This is a genomic window from Pseudomonas sp. NFACC45, from assembly GCF_900113505.1.
GTDB classification, from domain to species: domain Bacteria; phylum Pseudomonadota; class Gammaproteobacteria; order Pseudomonadales; family Pseudomonadaceae; genus Aquipseudomonas; species Aquipseudomonas tehranensis.
Window position 1 is genome coordinate 318,385 of sequence record NZ_FOPO01000006.1, and the last position, 25,304, is coordinate 343,688.

General features: G+C 60.7%; 23 protein-coding genes. 12 read left to right on the forward strand and 11 right to left on the reverse strand.

What is annotated here, in order from left to right; genetic code table 11:
- Positions 1-8: 8 nt before the first annotated feature.
- From BM132_RS13665 to BM132_RS13690, 6 genes are all read right to left on the reverse strand, one after another.
- A complete protein-coding gene (locus BM132_RS13665) occupies positions 9-755 on the reverse strand; it encodes a 2OG-Fe dioxygenase family protein (RefSeq protein ID WP_092402139.1) in 747 nt (248 codons plus the stop codon).
- Between the two features lie 232 nt (positions 756-987).
- On the reverse strand, positions 988-2,274 hold the full coding sequence (locus BM132_RS13670; protein WP_092455902.1) for an OprD family porin: 1,287 nt from the start codon (positions 2,272-2,274) through the stop codon (positions 988-990).
- A 349-nt stretch (positions 2,275-2,623) separates the two neighbouring features.
- Positions 2,624-2,827, reverse strand: a complete 204-nt coding sequence (locus BM132_RS13675) for a hypothetical protein (RefSeq protein WP_092402134.1) — start codon at positions 2,825-2,827, stop codon at positions 2,624-2,626.
- 245 nt (positions 2,828-3,072) lie between these two features.
- A complete protein-coding gene (gene aguA, locus BM132_RS13680; RefSeq protein WP_092455904.1) occupies positions 3,073-4,179 on the reverse strand; it encodes an agmatine deiminase in 1,107 nt (368 codons plus the stop codon).
- A gap of 3 nt (positions 4,180-4,182) precedes the next feature.
- A complete protein-coding gene (gene aguB, locus BM132_RS13685) occupies positions 4,183-5,061 on the reverse strand; it encodes an N-carbamoylputrescine amidase (RefSeq protein ID WP_092455906.1) in 879 nt (292 codons plus the stop codon).
- A gap of 246 nt (positions 5,062-5,307) precedes the next feature.
- Complete coding sequence (locus BM132_RS13690; protein ID WP_092455908.1) at positions 5,308-8,220, reverse strand: aminotransferase; 2,913 nt, start codon at positions 8,218-8,220, stop codon at positions 5,308-5,310.
- 189 nt (positions 8,221-8,409) lie between these two features.
- Here BM132_RS13690 and rfbB point away from each other — a divergent pair, with 189 nt between their 5' ends.
- From rfbB to BM132_RS13725, 7 genes are read left to right on the forward strand one after another with little or no spacing between them, the layout of a single operon-like run.
- On the forward strand, positions 8,410-9,492 hold the full coding sequence (gene rfbB / locus BM132_RS13695) for a dTDP-glucose 4,6-dehydratase (protein WP_092455910.1): 1,083 nt from the start codon (positions 8,410-8,412) through the stop codon (positions 9,490-9,492).
- Complete coding sequence (gene rfbA / locus BM132_RS13700; protein ID WP_092455911.1) at positions 9,489-10,364, forward strand: glucose-1-phosphate thymidylyltransferase RfbA; 876 nt, start codon at positions 9,489-9,491, stop codon at positions 10,362-10,364. Before rfbB ends, rfbA begins: the two co-directional genes overlap by 4 nt.
- Complete coding sequence (gene rfbC, locus BM132_RS13705; RefSeq protein ID WP_092402115.1) at positions 10,361-10,906, forward strand: dTDP-4-dehydrorhamnose 3,5-epimerase; 546 nt, start codon at positions 10,361-10,363, stop codon at positions 10,904-10,906. Before rfbA ends, rfbC begins: the two co-directional genes overlap by 4 nt.
- Complete coding sequence (gene rfbD, locus BM132_RS13710) at positions 10,903-11,784, forward strand: dTDP-4-dehydrorhamnose reductase (protein ID WP_092455913.1); 882 nt, start codon at positions 10,903-10,905, stop codon at positions 11,782-11,784. The genes rfbC and rfbD overlap by 4 nt, the downstream gene beginning before the upstream one ends.
- 36 nt (positions 11,785-11,820) lie before the next feature.
- Complete coding sequence (locus BM132_RS13715) at positions 11,821-13,629, forward strand: sensor histidine kinase (RefSeq protein ID WP_092456049.1); 1,809 nt, start codon at positions 11,821-11,823, stop codon at positions 13,627-13,629.
- Positions 13,626-15,014, forward strand: coding sequence for a sigma-54-dependent transcriptional regulator (locus tag BM132_RS13720; RefSeq protein WP_092455915.1), 1,389 nt, complete (start codon positions 13,626-13,628; stop codon positions 15,012-15,014). The genes BM132_RS13715 and BM132_RS13720 overlap by 4 nt, the downstream gene beginning before the upstream one ends.
- Positions 15,015-15,059: 45 nt before the next feature.
- Positions 15,060-15,515 (forward strand): YiiD C-terminal domain-containing protein, encoded by a 456-nt coding sequence (locus tag BM132_RS13725; RefSeq protein ID WP_092455917.1) that lies wholly within the window; start codon positions 15,060-15,062, stop codon positions 15,513-15,515.
- Positions 15,516-15,639: 124 nt separating this feature from the next.
- On the opposite strand, the gene cysQ is transcribed toward BM132_RS13725, so the two are convergent.
- Positions 15,640-16,467, reverse strand: a complete 828-nt coding sequence (gene cysQ, locus BM132_RS13730; protein WP_092455919.1) for a 3'(2'),5'-bisphosphate nucleotidase CysQ — start codon at positions 16,465-16,467, stop codon at positions 15,640-15,642.
- Entirely contained in the window at positions 16,464-17,030 is a 567-nt protein-coding gene (gene nudE / locus BM132_RS13735) for an ADP compounds hydrolase NudE (RefSeq protein ID WP_092402100.1), read from the reverse strand. The genes cysQ and nudE overlap by 4 nt, the downstream gene beginning before the upstream one ends.
- Positions 17,031-17,118: 88 nt before the next feature.
- On the opposite strand from nudE, the gene yrfG reads away from it, so the two are divergent.
- Positions 17,119-17,781: a GMP/IMP nucleotidase gene (gene yrfG / locus BM132_RS13740; protein WP_092455921.1), complete on the forward strand. Its 663-nt coding sequence runs from the start codon at positions 17,119-17,121 to the stop codon at positions 17,779-17,781.
- Between the two features lie 113 nt (positions 17,782-17,894).
- Here yrfG and lysM read toward each other — a convergent pair whose 3' ends face one another.
- Complete coding sequence (lysM, locus tag BM132_RS13745) at positions 17,895-18,344, reverse strand: peptidoglycan-binding protein LysM (RefSeq protein ID WP_092455923.1); 450 nt, start codon at positions 18,342-18,344, stop codon at positions 17,895-17,897.
- Between the two features lie 136 nt (positions 18,345-18,480).
- Between lysM and BM132_RS13750 the strand changes: the two genes are divergently transcribed.
- The 4 genes from BM132_RS13750 (at position 18,481) to BM132_RS13765 (ending at position 23,492) form a co-directional block, all read left to right on the forward strand.
- Positions 18,481-19,368, forward strand: coding sequence for a LysR family transcriptional regulator (locus BM132_RS13750; RefSeq protein WP_092455925.1), 888 nt, complete (start codon positions 18,481-18,483; stop codon positions 19,366-19,368).
- 93 nt (positions 19,369-19,461) lie between these two features.
- Positions 19,462-20,301, forward strand: a complete 840-nt coding sequence (gene fdhD, locus BM132_RS13755; protein ID WP_092455927.1) for a formate dehydrogenase accessory sulfurtransferase FdhD — start codon at positions 19,462-19,464, stop codon at positions 20,299-20,301.
- Complete coding sequence (locus BM132_RS13760) at positions 20,298-22,646, forward strand: FdhF/YdeP family oxidoreductase (protein ID WP_092455929.1); 2,349 nt, start codon at positions 20,298-20,300, stop codon at positions 22,644-22,646. The genes fdhD and BM132_RS13760 overlap by 4 nt, the downstream gene beginning before the upstream one ends.
- A gap of 360 nt (positions 22,647-23,006) precedes the next feature.
- Complete coding sequence (locus BM132_RS13765; protein WP_092402083.1) at positions 23,007-23,492, forward strand: glycine zipper domain-containing protein; 486 nt, start codon at positions 23,007-23,009, stop codon at positions 23,490-23,492.
- Between the two features lie 85 nt (positions 23,493-23,577).
- Here BM132_RS13765 and BM132_RS13770 read toward each other — a convergent pair whose 3' ends face one another.
- Both BM132_RS13770 and BM132_RS13775 read right to left on the reverse strand, forming a co-directional pair.
- Positions 23,578-23,997 (reverse strand): acyl-CoA thioesterase, encoded by a 420-nt coding sequence (locus BM132_RS13770; RefSeq protein WP_092402080.1) that lies wholly within the window; start codon positions 23,995-23,997, stop codon positions 23,578-23,580.
- Between the two features lie 39 nt (positions 23,998-24,036).
- On the reverse strand, positions 24,037-25,278 hold the full coding sequence (locus tag BM132_RS13775; protein ID WP_092402077.1) for a 3-hydroxyacyl-CoA dehydrogenase: 1,242 nt from the start codon (positions 25,276-25,278) through the stop codon (positions 24,037-24,039).
- Positions 25,279-25,304: the final 26 nt, after the last annotated feature.

Genomic DNA, 25,304 nt, shown 5'->3' on the forward strand with positions numbered 1-25,304 from the left:
CGAGCTGTTCAGCGAACAATGTCAAAAGCGGTCCCGGGCCGCGAGAAGGAAATCGCCAGGATCTGCCTGAAAGCCATTTCGTGGCTATGGACGTTCCGGGCCGGGGTGACGTAATGGCGCATGTCGCGGTCGAGGAAGAACGTGGTGTCGAGAATGTCCTCGTAGGTAATCGCCGCCAGTTGTTCTTCCTGGGCGGTGTACAGACGACTCTCTGCGCCGGCCACATTATGACGGCCCCAGAAGTGCACGCCGCTGAACGGGTACCCGTCGCAATGAATCCCTTCAGGGGTGATTTCCAGTTGCTTGCCCGGCTTGATCTCAATACGGATCTGGTGGATCTGGCACTGCCAGATTTCCTCGTGCAGCTCCTGAGGAAGGACGTTCTTGTACACCTCAAAGTCCGTGTCGATCAGACTGCGCATCACCGGTGAGTTGATCACTTCGTTGGAAAAGTCCTGGAAATGCCGCTCCAGTCCACCGACATAGCTGTTGTTAGCCTTGGACTGAATGTAGGCCCGGTGCTCGAGCTGCGAGAGTTCGCGGGTCCTGGGGTTGTATTCGAAGTCGCTGTAGCGGCGAAAACGCATGCCTGACTCGGCCTGGCCGTAGTAGCTGTCGGGCTCCATGTTTTCCCAGCTCTTGGTCAGCCGGACAAAGTCACCGAAATGACCGTAGAGATTGAAGTCTCCACCGCGGACATTGACGTATTTGTCACGTCTGAGCGCTTCGCCGACTTCCCTGTTCAGAACGATCATTTTTCATAGGTCTCCACTGCATTGAGCAGCCTAATCTAGTGGGTACAGTATTTACGTCCATGAGAAAGTATTTGAGGCATTTCAAGCCATGCTTGAAACGGTGGGCAATGTTTCATTAGTACGACTTTTTCTCGGGAAAACAGACTGTTCCAACGGTTTTTTGCCGTCCAAAGAAAAAACCCCGAGTTTGCGCTCGGGGTTTTTCATCAGGCGTTTGGAACGTGATCAGGCATCAGAAAACGCTGATCGGATAATCCACGAACACCCGCAGCTCATTGCCGCTAACGTTGTACTCGCTGGACTTCTGCGAAACACGCAGGAACGAACTGCGCAAGCGCACGCTCAGGTCTTTGGCGGGGCCGTTCTGGACCACGTACTTGAACTGGTTGAAGATCTCGCGCTCAGTCCCGCCTTCGCTGGTGGACGTGGTGATGTTATCGCCACGCACATAAGCCACGTTATACGTCAGGCCGGGGATCCCGAACGTGGTGAAGTCCAGGCCATAACCCAATTGCCAGCTGCGTTCGTCTTCAGCGTTGAAGTCGGACCAGAAGGAGTTGGCCAGGTAGATCGTGTTGCCACCGTCACCGACACGATTCTGCTCACGCTGATAACCGCCGTAGGCATAGCCCAGGTTGCTGTCGCCAGTGCTGCGCTGGTGAGCCAGTGTGAAGCTGTGCGGCCCGGTGGCGAAGGTAGCAGCCAGGCTCCAGATCTTGTTGTCATCGCCGGTGACGTTGTTTTCGCGAACATAGCCGTTGTCCAGCTTGGTGCGATAGCCGTTGAAGTCCAGAGTCAGGGACTGATCCTTGGCCAACGGGAATACGTAGTTGGCGTTCACGTACTGTTTCTTCAGTACGTCCTCGACATCCGAGGCGTAGAGCGAAGCCTTGAACTGCTCGGTGAACTGATAACTGCCGCCCAATACGTTGATCGACTTCAGGCCACCGCTGTCACGACCCTCGGCGCTCTTGCGCGACTCGGCGGTGAAACGTCCAGCGTTCAGCTCCAGGCCCTTGATCTCTTTGGAAGTGATCAGCGTGCCGGTGTAGCTTTCCGGCAGCAGGCGCGAGTTGTCGTAGCTCAGCACCGGCAGGGCCGGCATCTGGTCACCGTAGGCCAACACGGTATTGGAAACACGGAACTTGACCGCTGCGCCAAACTTGGACAGGTCATCGGCCGCGTTACCGCTGTCGCCTTGCTTGAAGAAGTCGATGCCGCCCGCACCGCTGCGACCTTTGCCGCCATCCAGACGCAGCGCGTACAGACCGAAGGCGTCTACACCCACGCCCACAGTGCCTTGGGTAAAACCGGACGAGAACGTTCCGATGGCGGCCTGGCCCCATTCGGCTTTGTCTTCGTTACCGTTTTTGTAGTCGCGATTCATATAGGCGTTGCGTAACAGCACGTTCAGGCTGCTGTCCTCAACGAACCCCTTGGACTCAGCCTGGTCGTTGGCCATGGCATATGTCGTGTTTAAAATCCCCAGTGCGATCAGAGCAATGCGCTTGTTCAACATGATTATTTTCCTTGTACGGGTTGATACGCACTGCGACGGCAGCCGAAACGGCGCTTTTGCGCTCTTTTTCGGACTCTTGCTCCTGAAAATAATGAAAAGGCCCGCCCACGAATGATCGTGGCGGGCCTTTTTATTATTTAAGAGTCATGGCTGTTAGCCACAGGCGTGGACGAATCCTAGTCCCGCCTTCAATGATGTGTCAATTTCGTGAATCGTCTGTAATCAGGCGAAAAAATCTAAGGAACCGGAACGGTTCGTGTGGGCGCGCCAAGTGTGACGATTCCATCTCCATCGCCCATAAAAAAAGCGCTGCCATTCCGGCCAGCGCTTTTTATCAATCCGTTGAATTCTAGCCTTGCATCACATCCCATAAAGCTTCCAGTTCAGCTTCGCTGAACAGGCCAGCCGGATAGCGTTCCTTGATCATCCGACGCGGGTCGGGTTCTCTGATCTGACGCGATCCGTTGGACTTCAACCACTGCGCCAAGGCTTTAAGCGACTCACCGTTCACAACGGCCAAGGGATGGTATGTGCGCTCGCTTATCATATTCATTCCAGCGCCCTCTCCTGGTTGATGAGCGGCCAATTTATCCAAGGTTTATGACAAAACAACTCAGCTCCGCTCCCCAGAACTGCCGGGATACAGATACAAGAGCTGTGCCAATGTGCCTGCACCGCCGATCTGCGGACATAAAAAAGCCCGCATCCCCAATCAGGCCGCGGGCCAAAGCAAAATGGATCCAAAAAGCCCGGCGCAGAGCGGCCGCCAGCGCTATTACCTGGCTGTTACATCACCACTCATTTTGTGCGCGGCGCAGGCTGTTGTTGGGTAAGGCAGTGGATGTTTCCGCCCCCCAGTAACAGTTCGCGACCCGGCACCATGACCACTTCGTGCTCTGGAAAAAGCCCTTGCAGAAGCGCTTTCGCCGGGCCATCGAGTGGATCGTCGAAGCTCGGCGCGATGATGCCGCCGTTGACGATCAGGAAGTTCACGTAGGAACCGGCCAACCGCACGGTCGGATTGCGCTCCTGGGAGCCTTGCACCGCGTCCACACCGGCACATTCCTCTTCGGTGGCATACAACGGCCCCGGAATCGGCATCTTGTGCACTGTGAACGGGCGTCCCTTGGCGTCAGTGCTGTTTTGCAGTACGTCCATCGCGGCGTGGCAGCGGGTGTAGTTCGGGTCCTGCGGGTCGTCGGTCCAGGCCAGCAATACTTCGCCAGGGCGCACGTAGCAGCAGAAGTTATCCACATGCCCGTCGGTTTCGTCGTTGAACAGGCCGTCCGGCAGCCAGATGATTTTGTCCACAGCCAACTGCGCGCTGAGCACCGCCTCGATGTCTTCGCGGCTCAGGTGCGGATTGCGATTGCGGTTGAGCAAGCATTCCTCGGTGGTGATCAGGGTGCCCTCGCCATCGACGTGGATCGAGCCGCCCTCAAGCACGAAACCTTCGGTGCGGTAACGCGGGCTGCGTTCAATCTCGAGAATCTTGCTGGCCACCTGCGAATCCCGGTTCCACGGCGCATACAGGCCACCCTCAAAACCACCCCAGGCGTTGAAATCCCAGTCGACGCCGCGCACTTCGCCACTGTCATTGATGACGAACGTCGGGCCGGTGTCCCGAACCCAGGCATCGTCGCTGGACATTTCCACCACGCGGACATTCGGCACGTCGAGATGCGCCCGGGCATTTTCGTATTGGTTCGCCGACACCGCCACGGTCACCGGTTCGAAGCGGGCGATGGCTTTGGCGACCGCCACATGAGCAGCCTGCGCGGGCTTGCCGCCCAGGCGCCAGTTGTCCGGGCGCTCGGGCCAGACCATCCAGACCTGGGTCTGGGGTGCCCACTCGGCGGGCATGTGGAAACCATCCGCGCGGGGAGTGCTGTGCAACGTTGTCATAAATCAGGACTCCAGTGAGCCATCGAGGGTTTTGATCGAGCCGTACAGGTCCGCACGACGATCACGAAAAGTGCCCCAGGCACTGCGAATGTGTTCCAGCTCGTCCAGGTCAAAGCTGTGCACCAGCACGCCTTCTTCGGTTTCGTTCAACGCCTGGACCTTTTCACCGAACTGATTGGCGATGAACGAGGAGCCGTAGAACGTGATGTCGTAGCCATCCTGCTCTTCGTTGCCGATGCGGTTGCTGGCCACCAGCGGCATCACGTTCGCGCCGGCATGACCTTGTTGCACGCGCTGCCAGTGATCGCGGGACGAAATGCGCTTGTCGTGCGGCTCGCTGCCAATGGCAGTCGGGTAAAACAGAATTTCCGCACCTTGCAGCGCCATGCTGCGGGCGCACTCGGGAAACCACTGGTCCCAGCAGATGCCCACGCCGATCCTGGCGTAGCGAGTATTCCAAACCTTGAAACCGGTATCGCCAGGGTTGAAGTAGTACTTCTCATGGTAACCAGGACCGTCCGGGATGTGACTCTTGCGGTATACCCCCAGGTTACGACCGTCGGCATCAATGATCGCAATACTGTTGAAACGCGCACGACCGGCCCGTTCAAAAAAGCTGATGGGCAAAACGACCTGCAGCTCCCTGGCGACTTTCTGAAAATGCCTGATAGCGACGTTATCTTCGACCGGAGTCGCCAATTGCAGGTAGTCCGGGTTGGGCTTCTGGCAAAAGTACGGCGTCTCGAACAACTCCTGAAGCAGGATGATCTGCGCCCCTTTGGCGGCGGCCTCGCGAACCTGCTTTTCAGCGGTCTCGATGTTGGCCTCCAAGTCCCAGGAACAGGCCATCTGGGTAGCGGCAACGGTGACGATACGACTCATGAATGGAGCTCCAGAGCATGTGTGGTGCCGACTTTATAACCGATAAAAATCGGCTTTAAAAGCATAAAACGCTCAAAACATCGTCAACCCTGCAGCTAAAGCCGACAAAAATCGATTTTAAGCCTACTAAATCCCGTGGGAGCGGGCTTGCTCGCGAAGACGGCGGCACATTCAACATCGCCTACAACTTCACACCGCTTTCGCGAGCAAGCCCGCTCCCACAGGGAAAGCGTTTGCCTCAGTGAGTCAAACCCCCTCGTCCAACACCTTCGCCAACATATCGACAAAGAAATCCACGCTCTGGCGGCTGGTGACCATCGGCGGTTTGATCTTGAGGATGTTCAGGTAGTCGCCGGTCGGTTGCATGAAAATGCCCAGCTCCCGCAAGCGGTTGCACAGCGCCGTGGTTTCTTCGGTGGCCGGCTCGAGGGTGTCGCGGTTGCGGATCAGCTCCACACCCAGGTAAAAACCGGAGCCATGCACCGCACCGACCAACGGATATTGGTCGATCAAGGCTTGCAGGCGGGCCTTGAAATGCCCACCCACTGCCCGGACGTTTTCCCACAGCTGTTCTTCTTCCATGACGTCCAGCACGGCCATGCCGATCTGGCAACTGACCGGACTGCCGCCGGCTGACGAGAAGAAATACCCTTCAGCTTCCAGCGCCTCGGCGATTTCCCGGCGGGTGATGACCGCTCCCAGCGGCTGGCCGTTACCCATGCCCTTGGCCATGGTGATGATGTCCGGCACGACATCCTGTTCTTCGAACCCCCAGAAAAATTCGCCCATGCGCCCGTAGCCGACTTGTACCTCGTCGGCGATGCAGACACCGCCGCGCTCACGCACCATCGCGTAGACCTGCTTCAGATAGCCCGGCGGCAATGCGATCCCACCGGCATTGCCGTACACCGGTTCGCAGATGAAGCCGGCGAGCTGGCGCTTGTGTTCGGCGATTTTTGCCAGGTTGTGCTCGACGCTGCGCAGGTAGTCCGGCGCGCTGTTGGGGCCGCGAAATTCACCGCGATAAGTGTTTGGTGCGGTCACCGGATGTACCCAATCCGGGCGACTGCTCAGGGCCTTTGGGTTGTCGGCAATGGACGTCGAGACCGCATCGGCCGCTACCGACCAGCCGTGATAGGCCTCCAGCACACTGAGCATGTCCCGACCGCCGCTGTAGGCCCAGGCCAGGCGGATCGCCAGGTCGTTGGCCTCGGTGCCACTGTTGACCAGAAATACCCGATCCATGCCGGGCGGCGCCAGCGCCAGCAAGCGCTCGGAAAACTCGGCAATCGCGGCATAGTGAAAGCGTGAGTTGGTGTTGAGCAGCGACCACTGCCGGGCCGCCACCGCCGCCATGCGCGGATGCCCGTGGCCCAGCACCGCGACGTTGTTGAGCATGTCCAGGTAAGAACGGCCCTGCATGTCGATCAGGTGATTGCGCCAGCCGCGCTCAATGCGCGGCGGATCAACGTAATAGTGCTTCTGCGAGCGGGCAAAGCTCGCATCGCGCCGAGCCAGCAGCTGCTGGGGGTCGATCTCTGGCTCGGCATCACAGGCCAGTCCCAGCAGCACCGCCGGCGAGGGGCAGAGCGCCTGCCAGGCCGACGCCCTGGATGGCGTGCAGAACAACGGTGGATTCAGGTGAGCGCCGCGACACAACTGCACCCACAACGGTCCATCGACTTGGCCCAAGACCTGGCCCTTGACCAGCGCAGCCCCGGAATGCAGCGGCGATGTCACGCCCCACAGCCGAATGCTCAGTTGCACGCTGTCCAGTTGCAACATGCCGTCGGCAGCCTTGTGCACCACCCCGGCAAACGGCGATTCCAGCGGCGTGCCCCGCGGCACCTGCAATTCTACGTGTAATGGATAAGTATCCGGTTCAACGGCGCTGTCCGGCCGGGTCCGAGACAATCGGTACTGCCCGTAGCGGCTGGCGGCCAATCCATGGACCGCGGCGGCTTCGCTCAGCAGACGCTGGTCGATCCCCTCCTGCTCCCAGTTGCCGGCTTCGAAATGCGGGCTCAGGACACCCAGGTCGATCAGGGCGAACTCGCGGCCCACCAAGGTCGGCAACAGCGGCACAAAGCCTTCACTGGCAACGGGTGGCAGATTGTGGCCCACGCACGAGAGGATCGCCGCTTCCATCAGTTCGAACGGGACCGACTGAGCAATTCGAAAAATCTCCCACTCATGGTCCAGGTTGTCGCGGCTGTATTGATTTTCCGGGTCAATGGAGACCTGCTGTTCACCGCTAAGCACCAGCACGGCCGCGCGGGCGACGATCAGCGGCCAAAGCGCCAGCAATTCCTCATGCTGCAGCGGGTTGAGCGCGTTGTAGGCCTTGATCGCCGGCAGGATGAAAAACGGATCGCCGTCGGCATGGTGCAACAAGGCTGCACAGGTCACCGACAGATCGGTCACGCGCCAGGTGCGGATCAGATCGCCGAAATCGATGACACCCTGCAATTGCCATTGGCGCTGGGCGTCGCGCTGCCAGACCACGTTGTCATCGGTGATGTCCATGTGAATCGCCTGCACCGGCAGGCTGGCCTTGAGCGGCTGCAAGCGTCGTTCGGCCTGTTGCGCCGCCTCGGCGATCAGGTTGCGTTCTTGATCATCGTCGATGACGGGCAGCAGGTGGCCAACCAGCGCATTGGCGTGGCGGGCGTCCCATTGCAGGGTGCGCTCCAGGCCAGGGTGATCGAAGGTGGCCAGGGCCAGGTCGATGTGTGCGCACAAGCGCCCCAACCCCGTGACCAGTTCAGGTCCCCAATGGTTGAGCTGGGTGAGCGGCTGGCCATCAATGTACTCCAGCAGCCGCACATGAACCGCTTGCCCTGCGATCTCCAGGGTCAACAGATCCTGGCCATTGTTGGCAGCGATCACCCGCGGCACTTTCACCGCGCCGTGCTCGGCCAGATGCTTGAGGGCGGCATGCTGGGCCTGGAGTTCCTGGACGGCGTAGTCACCATGGCAAATCTTCAGCACAAACCGTCCGCGCTCGCTGTCGACGCGATAGTTGAGGTCCTGCTGGCTGCCCAAGGGTCGCAGGTCACCGCTGAGTCCGTAATTCGAGCGCAGCAGCACCAGCGCCTGCTCGGCACTGATCTGTGGGCTTGGCAAACTGGCACGGTGAACCAACGTAGCGAGTGGCATACAACGACCCCTGAGGTGGTTTTATCGGATGTCTATCTCGCCATTGAGTCGGGGGATAAGCAACCCCTTTACCGCAGGTCAATTGCCAAGCGCGTGAACGTGCCCCGAAATATCCTGCTTGCACCGCCCTCGCCATGCCGACAAGCTATGCTCCAATGCTTTGTTGTTCCACGGAAAAGGCTTGATCGGATGCGCATTCTCATCACTGGCGGTGCCGGTTTTATCGGCTCGGCGCTTATACGGCACTTGATCCTAGATACTGGACATCAGGTCCTGAACCTCGACAAGCTGACCTATGCCGGCAATCTCGAATCGCTGAGCAGCATCGATCACGACAGCCGCTACGAGTTCGTCCAGGCCGATATCGTCGATCAACCGACGGTCAGTGCGATACTGGCCAGGTTCCAGCCTGAGGCCATCATGCATCTGGCGGCCGAGTCCCACGTGGACCGCTCCATCGACGGCCCGGCGGACTTCATCCAGACCAATATCGTGGGCACCTACAGCCTGCTGGAAGCCACCCGCGCCTATTGGCAGACCCTGGCCGAGCCGCAGAAGCGCGCGTTTCGCTTCCATCACATTTCCACCGACGAAGTGTATGGCGACTTGCATGGCGCGGATGATTTGTTCACCGAAACCACCGCCTACGCCCCCAGCTCGCCGTACTCAGCGAGCAAGGCGGCTTCCGACCATCTGGTACGCGCCTGGCAACGCACTTACGGCTTGCCCGTGCTGCTGACCAACTGCTCCAACAACTATGGGCCGTTTCACTTTCCCGAGAAGCTGATTCCGCTGGTGATCCTCAATGCCCTGGCCGGTAAGCCGTTGCCGGTATACGGCGACGGCCAACAAGTGCGCGACTGGCTGTACGTCGAAGACCACGCCCGGGCGCTGCTCAAGGTGGTGACCGAAGGTGCCGTGGGTGAGACCTACAACATTGGCGGCCACAATGAACAGAAGAACATCTACGTGGTGCGCAGCATCTGCGCCCTGCTCGAAGAACTCGCGCCCCACAAACCCAACGGCGTGGAGCACTATGCCGACCTGATCACCTTCGTCAAAGACCGCCCCGGTCACGACCTGCGCTACGCCATCGATGCTGGCAAGATCGAGCGCAAACTGGGCTGGACGCCCCGGGAAACCTTCGAGACCGGCCTGCGTAAAACCGTGCAGTGGTACCTCGAAAACCTGCTGTGGTGCCGACGTGTCCAGGACGGTAGCTATCAGGGCGAACGCCTGGGCTCGCTCGACAACAAGGATGCAATTGCATGATGAAAGGCATCGTTCTGGCCGGCGGCTCCGGCACCCGACTGCACCCCATTACCCTTGGGGTTTCCAAGCAGTTGCTACCGGTTTACGACAAACCGATGATCTATTACCCGATTTCGGTGCTGATGCTCGCCGGCATCAAGGACATCCTGGTGATTTCCACCCCTCAGGACTTGCCGCAATACCGCAATCTGTTGGGCGACGGCAGTCAGTTTGGTGTGAAATTCAACTACGCCGAGCAGCCATCGCCGGATGGCCTGGCTCAGGCATTCCTGATCGGCGAACAATTTATCGGTAACGATCCGGTGTGCCTGATCCTGGGCGACAACATTTTTCACGGTCAGCATTTCGGCGAACAACTGCAGACGGCCGCCACCCGGCAGACCGGCGCAACGGTATTCGGTTACTGGGTCAAGGACCCTGAGCGATTTGGCGTGATCGATTTCGATCCCGAAGGACGAGCCATTTCCATTGAAGAAAAACCTACCGCGCCCAAATCCAGCTACGCGGTAACCGGCCTGTATTTCTACGATAATGACGTGATCCAGATCGCCAAAACCATCAAACCCTCCAAACGAGGCGAACTGGAAATCACCGACGTCAACAACGTCTACCTGCAGCGCGGCGACCTGCACGTCGAGCGTTTCGGCCGTGGCTTCGCCTGGCTGGACACTGGTACCCACGACAGCCTGCTGGAGGCTTCGCAATATGTGCAGACCATCGAGCACCGCCAAGGTTTGAAAGTCGCCTGCCTGGAAGAAATTGCCTACCAACAGGGCTGGGTCAGCCGCGAGCACATCCTTGAACGCGCCCAGTACTTTGGCAAGACCGGTTACGGCCAATACCTGTTCCAGATCGCCGGAGAGACACGTTGAACGTCATCGCCACCCGACTGCCTGAAGTCCTGATCATCGAACCGAAGGTTTTCGGTGATGATCGCGGCTTTTTCTATGAAAGTTTCAACGCCCGGGCGTTTGCCGAGGCCACCGGCTGCGCCTTGCAGTTCGTCCAGGATAATCACTCGCGCTCGGCCAGGGGCGTGCTGCGCGGCCTGCATTATCAAATTGAACAAGCCCAGGGAAAACTGGTGCGGGTCACGGCCGGGGAAGTGCTCGACGTGGCGGTGGACATTCGTCGCAGCTCGGCCACTTTCGGGCAATGGGTGAGCGTACGCCTATCGGCGCAGAACCATCGGCAACTGTGGGTCCCACCGGGCTTCGCCCATGGCTTCGTCGTGCTCAGCGATAGCGCCGATTTTCTCTACAAAACCACCGACTACTATGCGCCCTCGGCCGAGCGCTGCATTCGTTGGGACGACCCGGACCTGGCCATCGACTGGGAATTGCAAAGCGCGCCGATCCTGTCGCCCAAGGACCAGGCCGGCAAGGCTCTGCACGAGGCCGACCTGTTCCCATGAATACCTCCTTGCGCATCCTGATCATCGGTCAGAACGGCCAGGTCTCCCGAGCGCTCCAGTCGCGCCTGACCGGCATGGCTGAGTTGATCGTGCGCGGCAGCGACCAGCTCGACCTGGCGCGCCCCGATCACCTTCGTTCACCCATCACAGCCCTGCGGCCTGACCTGATCATCAATGCCGCCGCCCACACTGCCGTCGACCAGGCCGAGAGCGAACCGGAGCGGGCCTTCGCCATCAATGCCACGGCGCCGGGCGTCCTGGCTCAAGTGGCGGTCGAGTTGGGTGCGCCGCTGATCCACTACTCCACCGATTACGTCTTCGATGGCCACAAGCCTGAGCCCTACACCGAGGCCGACTCGCCCAACCCGCTGAGTGTCTACGGGCGCAGCAAGCTGGCCGGCGAGGAGGCCATTCGCCACGCCGCCGGGCAGCACCTGATATTGCGCACCAGTTGGGTGTACTCCAGGGAAGGACGCAACTTCCTGTTGACCATGCAACGTCTGCTGCAGGAAAAACCGCACCTGCGGGTGGTCAACGATCAGATCGGCGCACCGACCTGGGCCGGGACTATCGCCGAGAGCACTGCCCACTTGATCGAACGCTGGCAGGCCGAGCGGTGCGGCGCCTGGGGAACCTATCACCTGACGGCGCAGGGCGAAACGTCCTGGTTCGGCTTTGCCCAGGCCATCGGCGAGCACCTGATCGAGCAGCACAAACCGTGCGCGGTGCTTGAGCCCATCCCCTCCAGTGCTTACCCGACTCCGGCCCCACGCCCGCTGAACTCGCGTCTGGATTGCACGCGCCTGCTTGAGCAATGGGGTGTCAGCCAGCCAGACTGGCGAAGCGCGTTGCACCAGTGCCTTGCCGCCGGACACTAGGCATAATGCGCCTGTCCCCACAGGCGCCTGATGCTCATGAATTCCACTCTTCCCCGCAGACCCCGCTGGCGTAGCCTGGCCTTGCTTGCGCTGTGCCTGGCGCCGTTGCTGTGGCCGCTGGAACATCTGGCCGAGCGTTACTACCGCAGTGAACTGGCCGGGCAGAACCGCCAGACCCTCGATCTCTACGTCGCCAACCTGTTGGGCACCCTGCACCGCTATGAAGTGCTGCCGCAGATTCTCGGTGAACTGCCGGCCCTGCGCGCCACCTTACTGACACCGGACGACGGCATCATCCAGGGCAATGCCAATCGACTGCTGAAAAACATCAGCGCCCAGACCGGTGCAGAGGTCATGTACCTGATGGACCCCACCGGCAAGACCCTGGCGGCATCGAACTGGGACAAACACGACAGTTTCGTCGGCCGCAACTTTGCCTTCCGGCCGTATTACATCGAAGCCATGGCCGGGCGGCTGGGTCGCTTTTTCGGCTTGGGCACCACCTCGGCCAAACGCGGTTATTTCTTCGCCGCAGCGGTGCGCGACCGTGAAAAAGTGATCGGCGTGCTGGTGGTCAAGGTTGATCTGGACCACACCGAAAGCCTCTGGGGCAAAACCCCCGAGCAACTGCTGGTGACCGATCACAACGGCGTGGTGATCCTCACTTCGCGACAGGAATGGCGATTCCGCTCGACCCGCCCCTTCAATGACGAAGAACGCAATTCCATCAGCGCCGTACAACCTTACCCAACCCGCGACCCAAAGCCGCTGAACCTGGATGCGAACGCCTGGCTGATCCAGACCCAGTCCATCGAAGAGACCGGCTGGAGCGTGAGCATTCTCGCCCCGCGTACCCTGATCGACCGTCCAGTCCGCACCGTGGTGGTCATCGGCGGCGCGGCGTTGCTGGTCCTGATGCTGTTGCTCGGGTTGATGATGCAGCGCCGGCGGCATTACCTGGATCGTATCGCTTTCGAAGGCAAGGCCCGTCAGGAGCTGGAAGGTCGGGTGGCCGAGCGCACCAGTGACCTGGAAGGCCTGAACCGACGACTCAAGCAAGAGGTGCTGGAGCGCGAACAGGCCCAGCAGGAACTGGTCCGCGCCCAGGATGACCTGGTGCAGGCCGGCAAGCTGTCGGCCCTGGGCACCATGTCGGCCAGCATCAGCCACGAACTCAACCAGCCGCTGGCGGCGATTCGCAGCTACGCCGAAAACGCCGAAATATTGCTCGATCACCAGCGCACCGAGGACGCCCGAGGCAACCTCAAGCTGATCAGTGAGCTGACCGGGCGCATGGCCTCGATCATCGCCCACTTACGCGCGTTCGCCCGCCGCGACCGTCACGCCCCGGAAAGCGTCGCCCTGCAACCGGCGCTGGATGATGCCCTGGCACTGCTCGCCAAACGTCGGCGCAGTATGGAAGTGGAGCTGATCCGCGACCTGCCGGCCGCCACGTTGTGGGTCGAGGCCGGGGAAACGCGCTTGCGCCAGGTGCTTGGCAACCTGCTGGCCAACGCTCTCGACGCCCTGACTGAAAAAGGCCCGCCGCGCAAACTCTGGCTCAGTGCCGAAGCCACTGAAACCGGCGTCAACCTGTACATCCGCGATAACGGCCCAGGGTTTTGCATGGAAGCCCTGGGTCGCGCGGGCGAGCCCTTCTACACCACCAAGACCCGCACCCAGGGCCTTGGCCTGGGGCTGGCGATTTGCGACACCCTGATGCGCGCCTTCGGCGGTGAACTGTCGTTCGCCAACCACAAGGAAGGCGGCGCCCTGATTACCCTGAAGTTGCGCGCTGGCGCGCCCGGTGTAAGCCTGCAACCGTCCGAGGACCGTAGCGTATGACCATCGATAACCGGATTGAGGTGGTGTTGATCGACGACGATCCCCACTTGCGTCAGGCCTTGAGCCAGACCCTCGACCTGGCCGGCCTGAAGATCCTGCCCCTGGCCGAGGCCAAAGGCGTGGCCAGGCAACTGTCCCGCGACTGGCCGGGTGTGGTGGTCAGTGACATTCGCATGCCGGGCATTGACGGTCTTGAGTTGCTGAGCGAACTCCATGCCCAGGACCCGGAGCTGCCGGTGTTGCTGATCACCGGCCACGGCGACGTGCCGCTGGCGGTGCAGGCCATGCGCGCGGGGGCCTATGACTTCCTTGAAAAACCTTTTCCCAGCGATCACCTGCTCGACAGCGTGCGTCGGGCCCTGGCTTTGCGCCGGCTGGTGCTGGACAACCGCAGCCTGCGCCTGGCCCTGAGCGACCGCCATGAACTCAGTGCCCGGCTCGTCGGCCAATCGCCCTCGATGCTGCGCCTGCGCGAGCAGATCGGTGCACTGGCGGCGACCCGCGCCGATGTGCTGATCCTCGGTGAAACCGGGGCCGGCAAGGAGGTCGTCGCCCGAGCCCTGCACGATCTGTCGGGCCGACGCAACGGCCCCTTCGTCGCGATCAACGCCGGAGCCCTGGCCGAGTCGGTGGTGGAGAGCGAGCTGTTCGGTCATGAGCCCGGCGCTTTCACCGGCGCGCAGAAGCGCCGCATCGGCAAGTTCGAGTTCGCCAACGGCGGTACGCTGTTTCTCGATGAAATCGAAAGCATGAGCCTGGACGTTCAGGTCAAACTGCTGCGGCTGCTGCAAGAGCGGGTGGTGGAACGACTGGGGGGCAATCAACAGATCCCGCTGGACATCCGCGTCATCGCCGCCACCAAGGAAGACCTGCGTCAAGCCGCTGATCAGGGTCGTTTTCGCGCCGACCTGTATTACCGCCTGAACGTCGCGCCGCTGCGTATACCGCCGCTGCGTGAACGTGGTGAGGATGCCCTGATGCTGTTCCAGCATTTCGCCGACGAAGCCAGCGCCCGTCACGGCCTGCCGCCCCACGAGTTGCAACCAGCCCAACGGGCATTGCTGCTGCGCCATAGCTGGCCGGGCAACGTGCGGGAATTGCAGAACGCCGCCGAACGTTTTGCCCTGGGCCTGGAACTGGCCCTGGACAACAGCGCGCCAGACGGCAACCCCGGCGCACCGGTCGAGCTGGTCAGCGGCGGTTTGAGCGAGCAGGTGGAAAATTTCGAGAAAACCCTGATCGCCGCCGAACTCGCTCGCCCTCACAGCTCGGTGCGCAGCCTCGCCGAAGCCCTGGGCATTCCGCGCAAGACCTTGCACGACAAGTTACGCAAGCATGGGCTGAACTTCGGCGACAGCCAGGGCCATGCCGATGAGTCCGATTGAGTCTGCTTGAGTGATTGCCATCTTCCCTTTCAAAAGAGGCCCTGCATGAACCGCGACAGCCGCTACCTGGAATCGATCCTGCACCACGACATCCCGTTGACGCGGGACATGGGCCTGAAGGTTCTCGACTGGCAGGCCCGGCAACTGCGTCTGTTTTTACCGTTGGAGGCCAACGTCAACCACAAGAGCACCATGTTCGGCGGCAGCCTGTACTGCGGCGCAGTGCTGGGCGGCTGGGGCTGGCTGCACCTGGCCTTGCGCGAAGAAGGCATTGAGGACGGGCATATCGTCATTCAGGAAGGGCAGATCAGCTATCCTCTGCCGGTCACGAGGGACGCCACAGTCATTTGCCACCCCCCCGAAGAAAAGGTCTGGAAACGCTTCCTGGCCACCTACCGGCGCTACGGACGCGCGCGACTGACTTTGCAGACCCAGGTGATAAATGCCGGGAGCGAAGCCACTGCGGTGCAATTTGTGGGGCAGTACGTGTTGCACCGCTGAAGCAACGCAGCCTCTGTGGCGAGGGGATTTATCCCCGTTGGGCTGCGCAACAGCCCCCTAACAACAGGGCCGCTTCGCGCCCCAGCGGGGATAAATCCCCTCGCCACAGAGGATCGGAGGCGGCTTAAGAGCGGGCGAGTTCCAATAGCTTTGCCCTCCACGCCGCCTTTGCCGGCAACGCCAGGAAGGACTCATTCAACAGCGACTCCCGCGGTGGATAACAGAACGGCTCGCCGCGTAGATCCAGCACCTCGCCGCCCGCCCCCTCCAGCACGCCCTGGGCGGCGGCGGTGTCCCATTGGGACGTCGGCGCCAGTCGCGGATAGCAATCCGCCGCGCCCTCGGCCAGCAGGCAGAACTTCAACGAGCTGCCAATGCTCGTCAGTTGCAACTCACCCAGGCACTCGCTCAAGCCGCCCAAGAGACGCTCTTGCTCCGGGCTGGTATGGCGACGGCTGGCGACCACCGTAAAAGCATCACCGGGTGCCGGTACGTTACGCACTTCGATCGGCAAAGGCTCGCCACCCTGGTCGCCACGCCAGGCGCCGAGCCCCGCGCCACCGACGTAAAAGCGACCATTGGTGGGCATCGACACTACGCCGAATACCACCCGCCCCTGCTCGACCAGTGCGATATTGACGGTGAATTCCTCACTGCCGGAAATAAACTCCTTGGTGCCGTCCAGCGGGTCCACCAACCACCAGCGTTGCCAGCCGGCGCGCACGCTTTGCGCAATATCGGCGTCCTCTTCGGAGAGGATCGGGATATCCGGCGCCAGCGCGGTCAGCCCGGCCACGATCACATCGTGAGCGGCCATGTCTGCGGCGGTCACCGGCGATGCGTCGGACTTGTGGTTGACCTGCACATTGGCTCGCCAGAACGGCAGGATCGCCTCACCGGCCTTGAGCGCCAGCTCGACCACAGGAGCCATCAGGGGATCGGGAAAATTCATGACAGGAACGCTCCGCGCTGGGTCAGCAGGTCACGGGCCAAGTACAGCGCCGCCAAGGCCCGACCCTCCGTGAATTGAGGGTTTTGCGCCAAGGCCGACAACTCACGCAGATTGACCTTGTCCACGCGCATCGGCTCGGGCTCGTCGCCTTCCAGCCGCTCTTCATAGAGATCGGTCGCCAGCACCACCTGGATCTTCTGGCTCATGTAGCCGGGGGACAGGGACAGTTCAGTCAGGTGCTCCAGTTGACGCGCACCAAAACCGGCCTCTTCCTTAAGCTCCCGCTCAGCCGCCGCCAGCACGTCTTCACCCGGCTCGATCAACCCCTTGGGGAGGGACAGTTCGTAGGCATCGGTGCCGCCGCAGTATTCTTCCACCAGCACGGCGTGATCGGTGTCGAGCATCGCCACGATCATCACGGCGCCGTAACCTGCGCCCTTGCCCGCCAAACGTTCATAGGTGCGCTCCACGCCGTTGGAAAACCGCAGTTTCAGTTCCTCCACGCAAAACAGGCGGCTGGTGGCGACGATCCGTCGATCGAGTATGGTGGGTTTCTGGCGCATAAACGGCTCCCTGGGCGATAGCGAGCTACTATACCCGGCCTATTCTGATTGTTTGTGTCGGATATCCGATTACCGCTGGAGAAGTTTTATGGCCTTGCTGCCCTGGCACGAGATCGACACGGTGCTGCTGGACATGGACGGCACCTTGCTGGACCTGCATTACGATAACCATTTCTGGATGGAACACTTGCCCCAGCGCTACGCCGAACTGCATGGCGTGAGCCGGGCCATGGCCGAGCTGGAGTTGCAGCCGCTGTTCGAGCGCAACGCCGGTCAATTGCAGTGGTATTGCCTGGACTTCTGGAGCATCGAGCTGAAACTGCCGGTGCGCGAACTGAAGCTGGAAACCGCGCACCTGATTGCCCTGCGCCCGGACGCCGACACGTTCCTGGCGGCGATCCAGCGGGCAGGTAAACGGGTGGTCATGATCACCAACGCCCATCGCGATTCGTTGTCCCTGAAGCTGGAACGCATCGAACTGGCCCCTTACTTCGAACGTTTGATCAGCTCCCACGACTACGGTTTTCCCAAGGAAAGCCCGCAGTTCTGGGATGCCCTGCAAGCCGATCTGAACTTCGACCCGGCCCGCAGCCTGTTTATCGACGACACCTTGCCCGTATTACGTAGTGCTCGGGAGTTCGGCGTGGCGCACCTGCTGGCGGTTAGCGTACCGGACAGCCGCAAAGGGCCAAAGGACACGGGGGAGTTCGAGGCGTTGGGGGATTATAGGGATTTGATTGCCGGGCTTTGATAGCCGGCCGTTTGCATCGCGAGCAGGCTCGCTCCCACAAAGGATCCGTGGCCAACAAAGAACCAGTGTGGGAGCGAGCCTGCTCGCGATGAAGACAATGCGGTCCTCAAGCTTTATTCGGGAATGCGCAGCACCTGCCCCGGATAGATCTTGTCCGGATGCGACAGCATCGGTTTGTTGGCTTCAAAAATCTTGTTGTACTTGTTCGCATCACCATAAACACGCTTGGAAATGGCGCTCAGGGTGTCACCTTTTGCGACGGTAACGAACTTGGCCTCAGTAGCCACAGGACCCGTCACCGTGATTTGGTCATCGACTTCACTGATACCGTGCACGTTGCCCAGCGCCAACAAAATCTTTTCTTTCTCTTCCTGGGTCGCGGCTTCACCCGAGGCAATGACTTTTTCGCCCTCGACTTTCACCTGGATTTTTGCAGTATCAATGCCTGTCAACGCATCCTTTACATGATTGGTCAGCGCTTCGCTGTTGGCCTGTGCCTTGTCGGGCGTCAGTGCATCAAGAATTTTCTCACCGGCATCTTTCAAAAAACTGAAAAGGCTCATCGTGTTCTCTCCATAGGTTTAAGTGTCCAGACGCAAAAGCCTAGACCAAGCCAAACGAACCCGGTTCCCAGCCGACCAATGACCCTGCCGCGCACAAAGCGCTAGAATCCGAACCTTCCCGCGCCCTGGAACGAAGATGGACATCAAGCAGCTGAAATTTCTCATCGCGCTCGACGAAACCCGCCACTTCGGCCAGGCGGCCGCGCGCTGCCACATCACCCAACCGACTCTGTCGATGCGCCTGCGCAGCCTTGAAGAGGAGTTGGGTCTGCCCCTGGTCAATCGAGGCCAGCGCTTTGAAGGTTTCACCGCTCCAGGGGAACGGGTGTTGGCCTGGGCGCGCACGGTCATGGCGGCCTATGACGGTCTTCAGGCCGAAGCGGCGGCCTGCCGTGGCAACCTGGTGGGTACCCTGCGCCTGGGTGTGGTGCCATTGTCGGACTTCGATCCGTTGTCGATGATGCAGCGCCTGCACAGCGAGCACCCTAACCTGCATTTCGAGTTGTCCTCCCTGAGCTCCGAACGCATCCTCGAACAACTGGCGAACAACCGCATCGACCTGGGCATTTCCTATCTGGAGCGCTTGGACACCGAACGCTTTGACGCCCTGCCCTTCAGCCATACGCGCATGGGCCTGCTCTATGACCAGCGCTACTTCTATTTCGGCGAACAGCCGCTGAGCTGGGAAGCACTGATCGAGTTGCCCCTGGGCATGCTCACCAGCGGCATGCATTTTCGTCAGTCCATCGACCACAACTTCCACAGTCGGGGCCTCACACCCCGCCCTCTGCTGCAAACCGACGCGGTGCATCAATTGTTACAAGCCGTACACGGCGGACTGTGTTGCGCGGTGATGCCGCTGGACAGTGGCCTGGGTATGCTGACCCAGGACTTGCGCATTCAACCCATCGAAGACGCGCAAACCCTGGTCCCGTTGGGTCTGATCATGCGCCGCGGCGCGCCGCGCTCGGCTTTGGCGGAGGCTTGCTTCGCCCTCTACCAGAAATCATCAACGACATCTTGATCGACGTCATCTATTGATAGATCAGTAATAGCGATTAGACGTGGCAGATTGCCGCATTTAGTCTTATCACTATTCCCACTGTCAGTGATGCCTATGAACGACAAGCCTCCGGTCTGTTCTGCGCCTGCGGAGAAAATACCCGCGCCAGCCGCCAGCCAGAGCTATCGCTATTGCAACCTGGACCATTCCCAATCGGACAGCACCGCGCTGGCCGAGGAAGTGGCGCTGGCGATCGCCTATAACGGCATCAGTCAGGCTGTCATGCTGGTCACGCCCTCTGACCTTGAAGACTTCATCGTCGGCTTCAGCCTGGGCAGCGGCATCATTGAAGACCCTGCGGACATCTATGACGTGCAACTGAGCGGCGACGGTTCTGCGCAATACGCCCAGGTAACCATCGCCAATCGCGCCTTCTGGAGCCTCAAGCAACAACGCCGACAACTGGCCGGCACCAGCGGCTGCGGGCTTTGTGGGGTGGAAGCGGTGGAGCAGGCATTACCGAACCTCAAGGCACTGCCCGGCACGCCACTGCCACCGGCCCAGTGGCTCGAAGGCCTGCGTCAACGCATCGGCCAGTTCCAGCCCCTGGGCCAGCATTGCGGCGCGGTACACGCGGCCCTGTTCATGGACGCCCAAGGCCAATTGCTACTGGGTCGCGAAGACATCGGCCGGCACAACGCCCTTGACAAACTGATCGGCGCGCTGATCCGACAGCAGATCCCGGTGAGCGGAGGCGTGGCGATCGTCACCAGTCGTTGCAGCCTCGAATTGATCCAGAAAGTGTTGCGCGCCGGCATCCAGACCCTGGTCAGCCTGTCATCTCCCACCGGCCTTGCCGTGCAATGGGCCCGACAACACAACCTCAATCTCATCCACCTGCCGCAAAAAAGTGCGCCGCGGGTCTACAGCCCTGCGATGGAGAATCAAGCGTGAGCAATCATCAACAAGCCGATCAGAAACCCGTACCGTGCTACAAGCCCTACAAGGGCCCGGCCGGTGGTTGGGGCGCGTTGATCAGCGTCGCCCAGGCCTGGCTGACCAGCGACAATGCGCTGAAGAACCTGCGCATGATGCTCAAGACCAACCAGAACGGCGGCTTTGACTGCCCAGGCTGTGCCTGGGGCGACTCGCCGGAAAGCGGCATGGTCAAGTTCTGCGAGAACGGCGCCAAAGCCGTGAACTGGGAAGCGACCAAGCGCCGTGTCGATGGCACGTTCTTCGCAAAACACAGTGTGACGTCGCTGCTGGAGCAGAGCGACTATTGGCTGGAATACCAGGGGCGCCTGACCGAGCCATTGAGCTACGACGCCGAAACCGACCGCTACAAACCCATCAGCTGGGAAGCGGCATTTGCCCTGATCGGCAAACACTTGCAGGGGCTCTCCAGCCCGAACCAGGCTGAGTTCTATACCTCGGGCCGGGCCAGCAACGAAGCGGCCTACCTCTATCAGTTGTTTGTGCGCGCCTACGGCACCAATAACTTCCCCGACTGCTCGAACATGTGCCATGAAGCCAGTGGCGTGGCGCTTTCCCAGAGTGTCGGCGTGGGCAAAGGCACCGTGACTTTCGACGATTTCGAGCATGCCGACGCGATTTTCGTCTGGGGCCAGAACCCAGGCACCAACCATCCGCGCATGCTCGAACCGCTGCGCGAAGCGGTGAAACGCGGCGCCCAGGTGGTGTGCATCAACCCGCTCAAGGAGCGTGGCCTGGAGCGTTTCCAGCACCCGCAAAACCCGATCGAGATGCTTACCAACGGGGACAAACCGACCAACTCCGCCTATTTCCGTCCGGCCCTGGGTGGCGACATGGCGGTCTTGCGGGGCATGGCGAAGTTCCTGCTGCAATGGGAACGTGAGGCGCAAAACACCGGCGCTGCTGCGGTGTTCGACCACGCGTTCCTGAACGAGCACAGCATCGACGTACTGGATTACCTGGCCGTGGTCGATGACACGCCGTGGGAGCAGATCGTTGAGCAGTCGGGCTTGACCCTGGTCGAGATCGAACAAGCGGCGCGCATGTACGCCATCAGCAAGAACGTGATCATGTGCTGGGCGATGGGCATCACCCAGCATCGCCATTCGGTGGCGACCATCCAGGAAATCGCCAACCTGATGCTGCTGCGCGGCAATATCGGCCGGCCGGGCGCCGGCCTGTGCCCGGTTCGCGGCCACAGTAACGTGCAGGGCGACCGGACCATGGGCATCAACGAGCGTCCGCCGGCGGCGTTCCTTGACTCGCTGGAGCGTCGCTTCCAGTTCAAGGTGCCGCGCGAGAATGGCCACAACGTGGTCGAAGCCATCCACGCCATGGCTGACGGCCGGGCGAAGGTCTTCATCGCTCTGGGCGGCAACTTCGCCCAGGCCACCCCGGACAGTGATCGGACGTTCCAGGCCTTGGGCAATTGCGACCTGACTGTGCAGATCAGCACCAAGCTCAACCGCAGCCATCTGGCTCATGGGAAAGAGGCGCTGATCCTGCCGTGCCTGGGCCGCACCGACATCGACCTTCAAGTCGAAGGCGCGCAAGCGGTGACCGTGGAAGACTCGTTCAGCATGGTCCATGCGTCCAATGGCCAATTGCAGCCGCTGTCGAACCAGATGCGCTCCGAACCCTGGATCATCGCCGGCATCGCCGCCGCCACGCTGGGCAGCCGCCCGGTGGACTGGAACTGGCTGGTGGCTGATTACAGCCGCATCCGCGACTTGATCGCCGACACTATCCCGGGGTTTAAAGACTTCAACGCAAAGCTCCAGAACCCAGGCGGCTTCTATCTGGGCAACAGTGCCGGTGCACGTCGCTGGAATACCGCCTCCGGCCGCGCCAACTTCAAGCCCAACCGGTTGCCGACCGATCTGGTGCATGAACGCACCCGCGCCACCGGCCAATTGCCTGACCTGATCATGCAGTCCATGCGTTCTCACGATCAGTACAACACCACCATCTATGGCCTCGATGACCGTTATCGCGGCGTGAAGGGCCAGCGTGACGTGTTGTTCGTCAATGAAGCGGACATCATTCGACTGGGCTTCAAACCTGGGCAGAAGGCCGACATCGTCTCGCTCTGGGATGACGGGCGTGAGCGACGGGTCAAAGGCTTTACCCTGCTGGCATTCGATATTCCCGCCGGACAGGCCGCCGCCTATTACCCTGAAGTGAATCCGTTGGTGCCGTTGGAGAGCACCGGCGACGGCAGCCATACCCCGACCTCGAAATTCGTGGCGATCCGCCTGGAAGCGGCGAGCGAGAATGGGCTGATTCTGGCCAAGTCGGCCTGAGACAGTCCCTAAGGCGATGAGATTTCCCCTCAGGCTGTAGGAGCTGCCGCAGGCTGCGATCTTTAGAGCTTGATCGTTCGCTTCGGACTGAACGGACCGGGGAAATCGCAACCTCGTTGCTCTCTACCGGCGAGATAAATCTCCTCGCTACAGCGCATTTTCTAACGCCCACAAAAAAGGCCGTTTTCCATAGAAAACGGCCTGTCCGAAGTAGCTAAAGACCGGCGAAATTCTGTTAAGTTCCGCCCATAAAACAATAACTTATCGAATTGTGCACAAGTCGTGTTACTCGTCGGATTTCGATTGTAACCAAGCGAAGCCAGCCTCAGGATCGCGCCGTCATCCCTTTGAGGCTCCTCTATGAAGTTCTCCTCGATTCTCTTGTTGTCCCTTGGCCTGGTCAGTGGCGTAGCCTCTGCCGGTGGCACCACCGAAGCAGGCGTGGGCGGCGCATTGGGCGGGGTTCTGGGTTCTGTGGTCGGCCAGTCCTTGGGCGGCAACACCGGGTCCACCATCGGCGCAGCCTTGGGTGGCGCGGGTGGCAGTGCGGTCGGTGCGGACAAACGCAGCCGCGGCGAAGCAGCGATTGGCGGTGCGCTGGGCGCAGCCGGCGGTAACGTGGTCGGCCGTAGCGTAGGCGGCACCACCGGCAGCCTGATCGGTGCTGCAGCAGGCGGCGGCGCTGGCGGTGCACTGGGCAACTATATGGGCAAGGACGATGACGACGATCGTCGTTATGACGGTCGCCGTGGTGATCGCCGCTACTACCGTGACGGCCATCCGGGTCGTGGCCATGCCTACGGGCATCGCAAGCACAAGCACAAACATCGCTATCACGACGATTGATCACTGGCTCTGACCAGCCGTCGATAGAAAATCGCAGTCTTCGTCAGCGCTTCTCAAGAGCCTGACAGGAGACTGCGATTTTCGTTTAAATCACCAGCCGCTCCAAAGCGGCGCGCAAACGATCCGGAATCGCCACTGGCCGATTCGAAGACCGCTCCACAAAAACATGCACAAAGCGCCCCGCCGCGCAGGCCTCGTCCTCCCCCGCCTTGAACACCGCCAGCTCGTACTGCACTGAGCTGCTGCCCAGCTTCCCCACCCGCAGACCGATTTCAATCCGGTCGGGAAAGGCGATCGAGGCAAAGTAGTCGCAAGCCGAACTCACCACGAACCCCACCACCTCCCCGTCGAGGATATCGAGGCCACCGACCTCGATCAGATAAGTGTTCACCGCCGTGTCGAAAAAACTGTAATAAGTCACGTTGTTGACGTGACCGTACACATCGTTGTCGTGCCAGCGTGTGGTGATCGGTTGCAGGTGCGGGTATTCGCTACGTTGGGGCATCAGGTGTCCTTTACGGTTGCTCAATGGTTCATGCGTTGTTCAGGATTTTGAGGCCTGGTGTTGTGCGAATCCCTTGCCCTGTGCCGCCAGCTCCCCGATCAGACGCGCGGGCTTCCAGTGGTCCCCCTGCTTCGTTTCGAGTTCCAGCAACCGTGCATGGATGTCTTCAAGTCCCTGATGGTCGGCCCAGGCCATCGGGCCGCCCTTGTCTGCGGGAAAGCCGTAGCCGTTGAGATACACCAGGTCGATGTCGTGAGCCGACTCGGCAATACCTTCCTGCAGAATTTTTGCGCCCTCATTGACCAGCGCCAGCAAGCAACGCTCGAGAACTTCCTCGGGGCCGATCTCGCGACGCTGAAAACCCAACGTTTCACTGACCCGCTGCACCAGCGCATCGACCTCTACATCATGCTCGGCCTGCCGACTGCCGGCTTCGTAGTGATAATACCCGTCGCCGCTTTTCTGGCCGAACCGACCCAGCTCGCACAAACGGTTGTCCACCTGCACCTCGGGTGCATCCTGTCCTTCTCCCGCCAGTTCCCGAGCGCGCCACTCAAGGTCGATGCCAACGACGTCGTACATGCGAAACGGCCCCATGGCAAAGCCGAAACCTTGCAATGCGGCATCCACTTGATGGGGAAACGCCCCTTCCAGCAGCATCTTGCGCGCCTCCAGCACATAGGGGTGAAGCATCCGGTTGCCGATGAACCCGTGACAGTTGCCCGAGACCACGCTGACCTTGCCCATGCGTTTGCCCAAGGCCAGGGCTGCATCCAGCACCGCTTTGGAGGTTTGCGCCCCCCGAACGATTTCCAGCAACTTCATGATGTGCGCCGGGCTGAAGAAGTGCAGACCCAGCACCTGGGTGGGCCGGCGGGTGACGGCGGCAATCGCATCGATGTCCAGCGCCGAGGTGTTGCTCGCCAGAATGGCTTGCGGCTTGAGCAAGCCGTCCAGCTCGCGGAAGATCTGTTGCTTGAGCTCAAGGTTCTCGTAAACCGCCTCGATGACCAGATCCACATTGCGGATCGCCGGGTAGTCATCTGCCCGCGTCACCCTGGCGATTCGGGCATCGGCTTCACCCTGGTCGATACGGCCCTGGCGCACGTTGTGGGCATAAGTATCGGCCACGGCAGCCAACGCCTGTTCCAGCATCTGCGGGTTGTTGTCGACCCACTGCACCGTCACGCCGGCGTTGGCCAGGCACATCACGATGCCCCGCCCCATAGTGCCTGCACCGACTACGGCGGCGCGCTGAATATCGAAGGGTGTCTGGCTCATGTTTGCTCTCTTGTTGGCGATCCAAA

What these genes read in the sequence shown, in the direction of transcription:
- BM132_RS13675 (WP_092402134.1), bottom strand. Translation starts at nt 2,827, where the DNA reads ATGAATATGATAAGCGAGCGCACATACCATCCCTTGGCCGTTGTGAAC.
- BM132_RS13765 (WP_092402083.1), top strand. Translation starts at nt 23,007, where the DNA reads ATGAAGTTCTCCTCGATTCTCTTGTTGTCCCTTGGCCTGGTCAGTGGC.
- rfbA (WP_092455911.1), top strand. Translation starts at nt 9,489, where the DNA reads ATGATGAAAGGCATCGTTCTGGCCGGCGGCTCCGGCACCCGACTGCAC.
- nudE (WP_092402100.1), bottom strand. Translation starts at nt 17,030, where the DNA reads ATGCGCCAGAAACCCACCATACTCGATCGACGGATCGTCGCCACCAGC.
- BM132_RS13715 (WP_092456049.1), top strand. Translation starts at nt 11,821, where the DNA reads ATGAATTCCACTCTTCCCCGCAGACCCCGCTGGCGTAGCCTGGCCTTG.
- BM132_RS13670 (WP_092455902.1), bottom strand. Translation starts at nt 2,274, where the DNA reads ATGTTGAACAAGCGCATTGCTCTGATCGCACTGGGGATTTTAAACACG.
- aguA (WP_092455904.1), bottom strand. Translation starts at nt 4,179, where the DNA reads ATGACAACGTTGCACAGCACTCCCCGCGCGGATGGTTTCCACATGCCC.
- BM132_RS13690 (WP_092455908.1), bottom strand. Translation starts at nt 8,220, where the DNA reads ATGCCACTCGCTACGTTGGTTCACCGTGCCAGTTTGCCAAGCCCACAG.
- BM132_RS13770 (WP_092402080.1), bottom strand. Translation starts at nt 23,997, where the DNA reads ATGCCCCAACGTAGCGAATACCCGCACCTGCAACCGATCACCACACGC.
- rfbB (WP_092455910.1), top strand. Translation starts at nt 8,410, where the DNA reads ATGCGCATTCTCATCACTGGCGGTGCCGGTTTTATCGGCTCGGCGCTT.
- cysQ (WP_092455919.1), bottom strand. Translation starts at nt 16,467, where the DNA reads ATGAATTTTCCCGATCCCCTGATGGCTCCTGTGGTCGAGCTGGCGCTC.
- aguB (WP_092455906.1), bottom strand. Translation starts at nt 5,061, where the DNA reads ATGAGTCGTATCGTCACCGTTGCCGCTACCCAGATGGCCTGTTCCTGG.
- lysM (WP_092455923.1), bottom strand. Translation starts at nt 18,344, where the DNA reads ATGAGCCTTTTCAGTTTTTTGAAAGATGCCGGTGAGAAAATTCTTGAT.
- BM132_RS13725 (WP_092455917.1), top strand. Translation starts at nt 15,060, where the DNA reads ATGAACCGCGACAGCCGCTACCTGGAATCGATCCTGCACCACGACATC.
- fdhD (WP_092455927.1), top strand. Translation starts at nt 19,462, where the DNA reads ATGAACGACAAGCCTCCGGTCTGTTCTGCGCCTGCGGAGAAAATACCC.
- BM132_RS13750 (WP_092455925.1), top strand. Translation starts at nt 18,481, where the DNA reads ATGGACATCAAGCAGCTGAAATTTCTCATCGCGCTCGACGAAACCCGC.
- BM132_RS13720 (WP_092455915.1), top strand. Translation starts at nt 13,626, where the DNA reads ATGACCATCGATAACCGGATTGAGGTGGTGTTGATCGACGACGATCCC.
- BM132_RS13775 (WP_092402077.1), bottom strand. Translation starts at nt 25,278, where the DNA reads ATGAGCCAGACACCCTTCGATATTCAGCGCGCCGCCGTAGTCGGTGCA.
- yrfG (WP_092455921.1), top strand. Translation starts at nt 17,119, where the DNA reads ATGGCCTTGCTGCCCTGGCACGAGATCGACACGGTGCTGCTGGACATG.
- BM132_RS13665 (WP_092402139.1), bottom strand. Translation starts at nt 755, where the DNA reads ATGATCGTTCTGAACAGGGAAGTCGGCGAAGCGCTCAGACGTGACAAA.
- rfbD (WP_092455913.1), top strand. Translation starts at nt 10,903, where the DNA reads ATGAATACCTCCTTGCGCATCCTGATCATCGGTCAGAACGGCCAGGTC.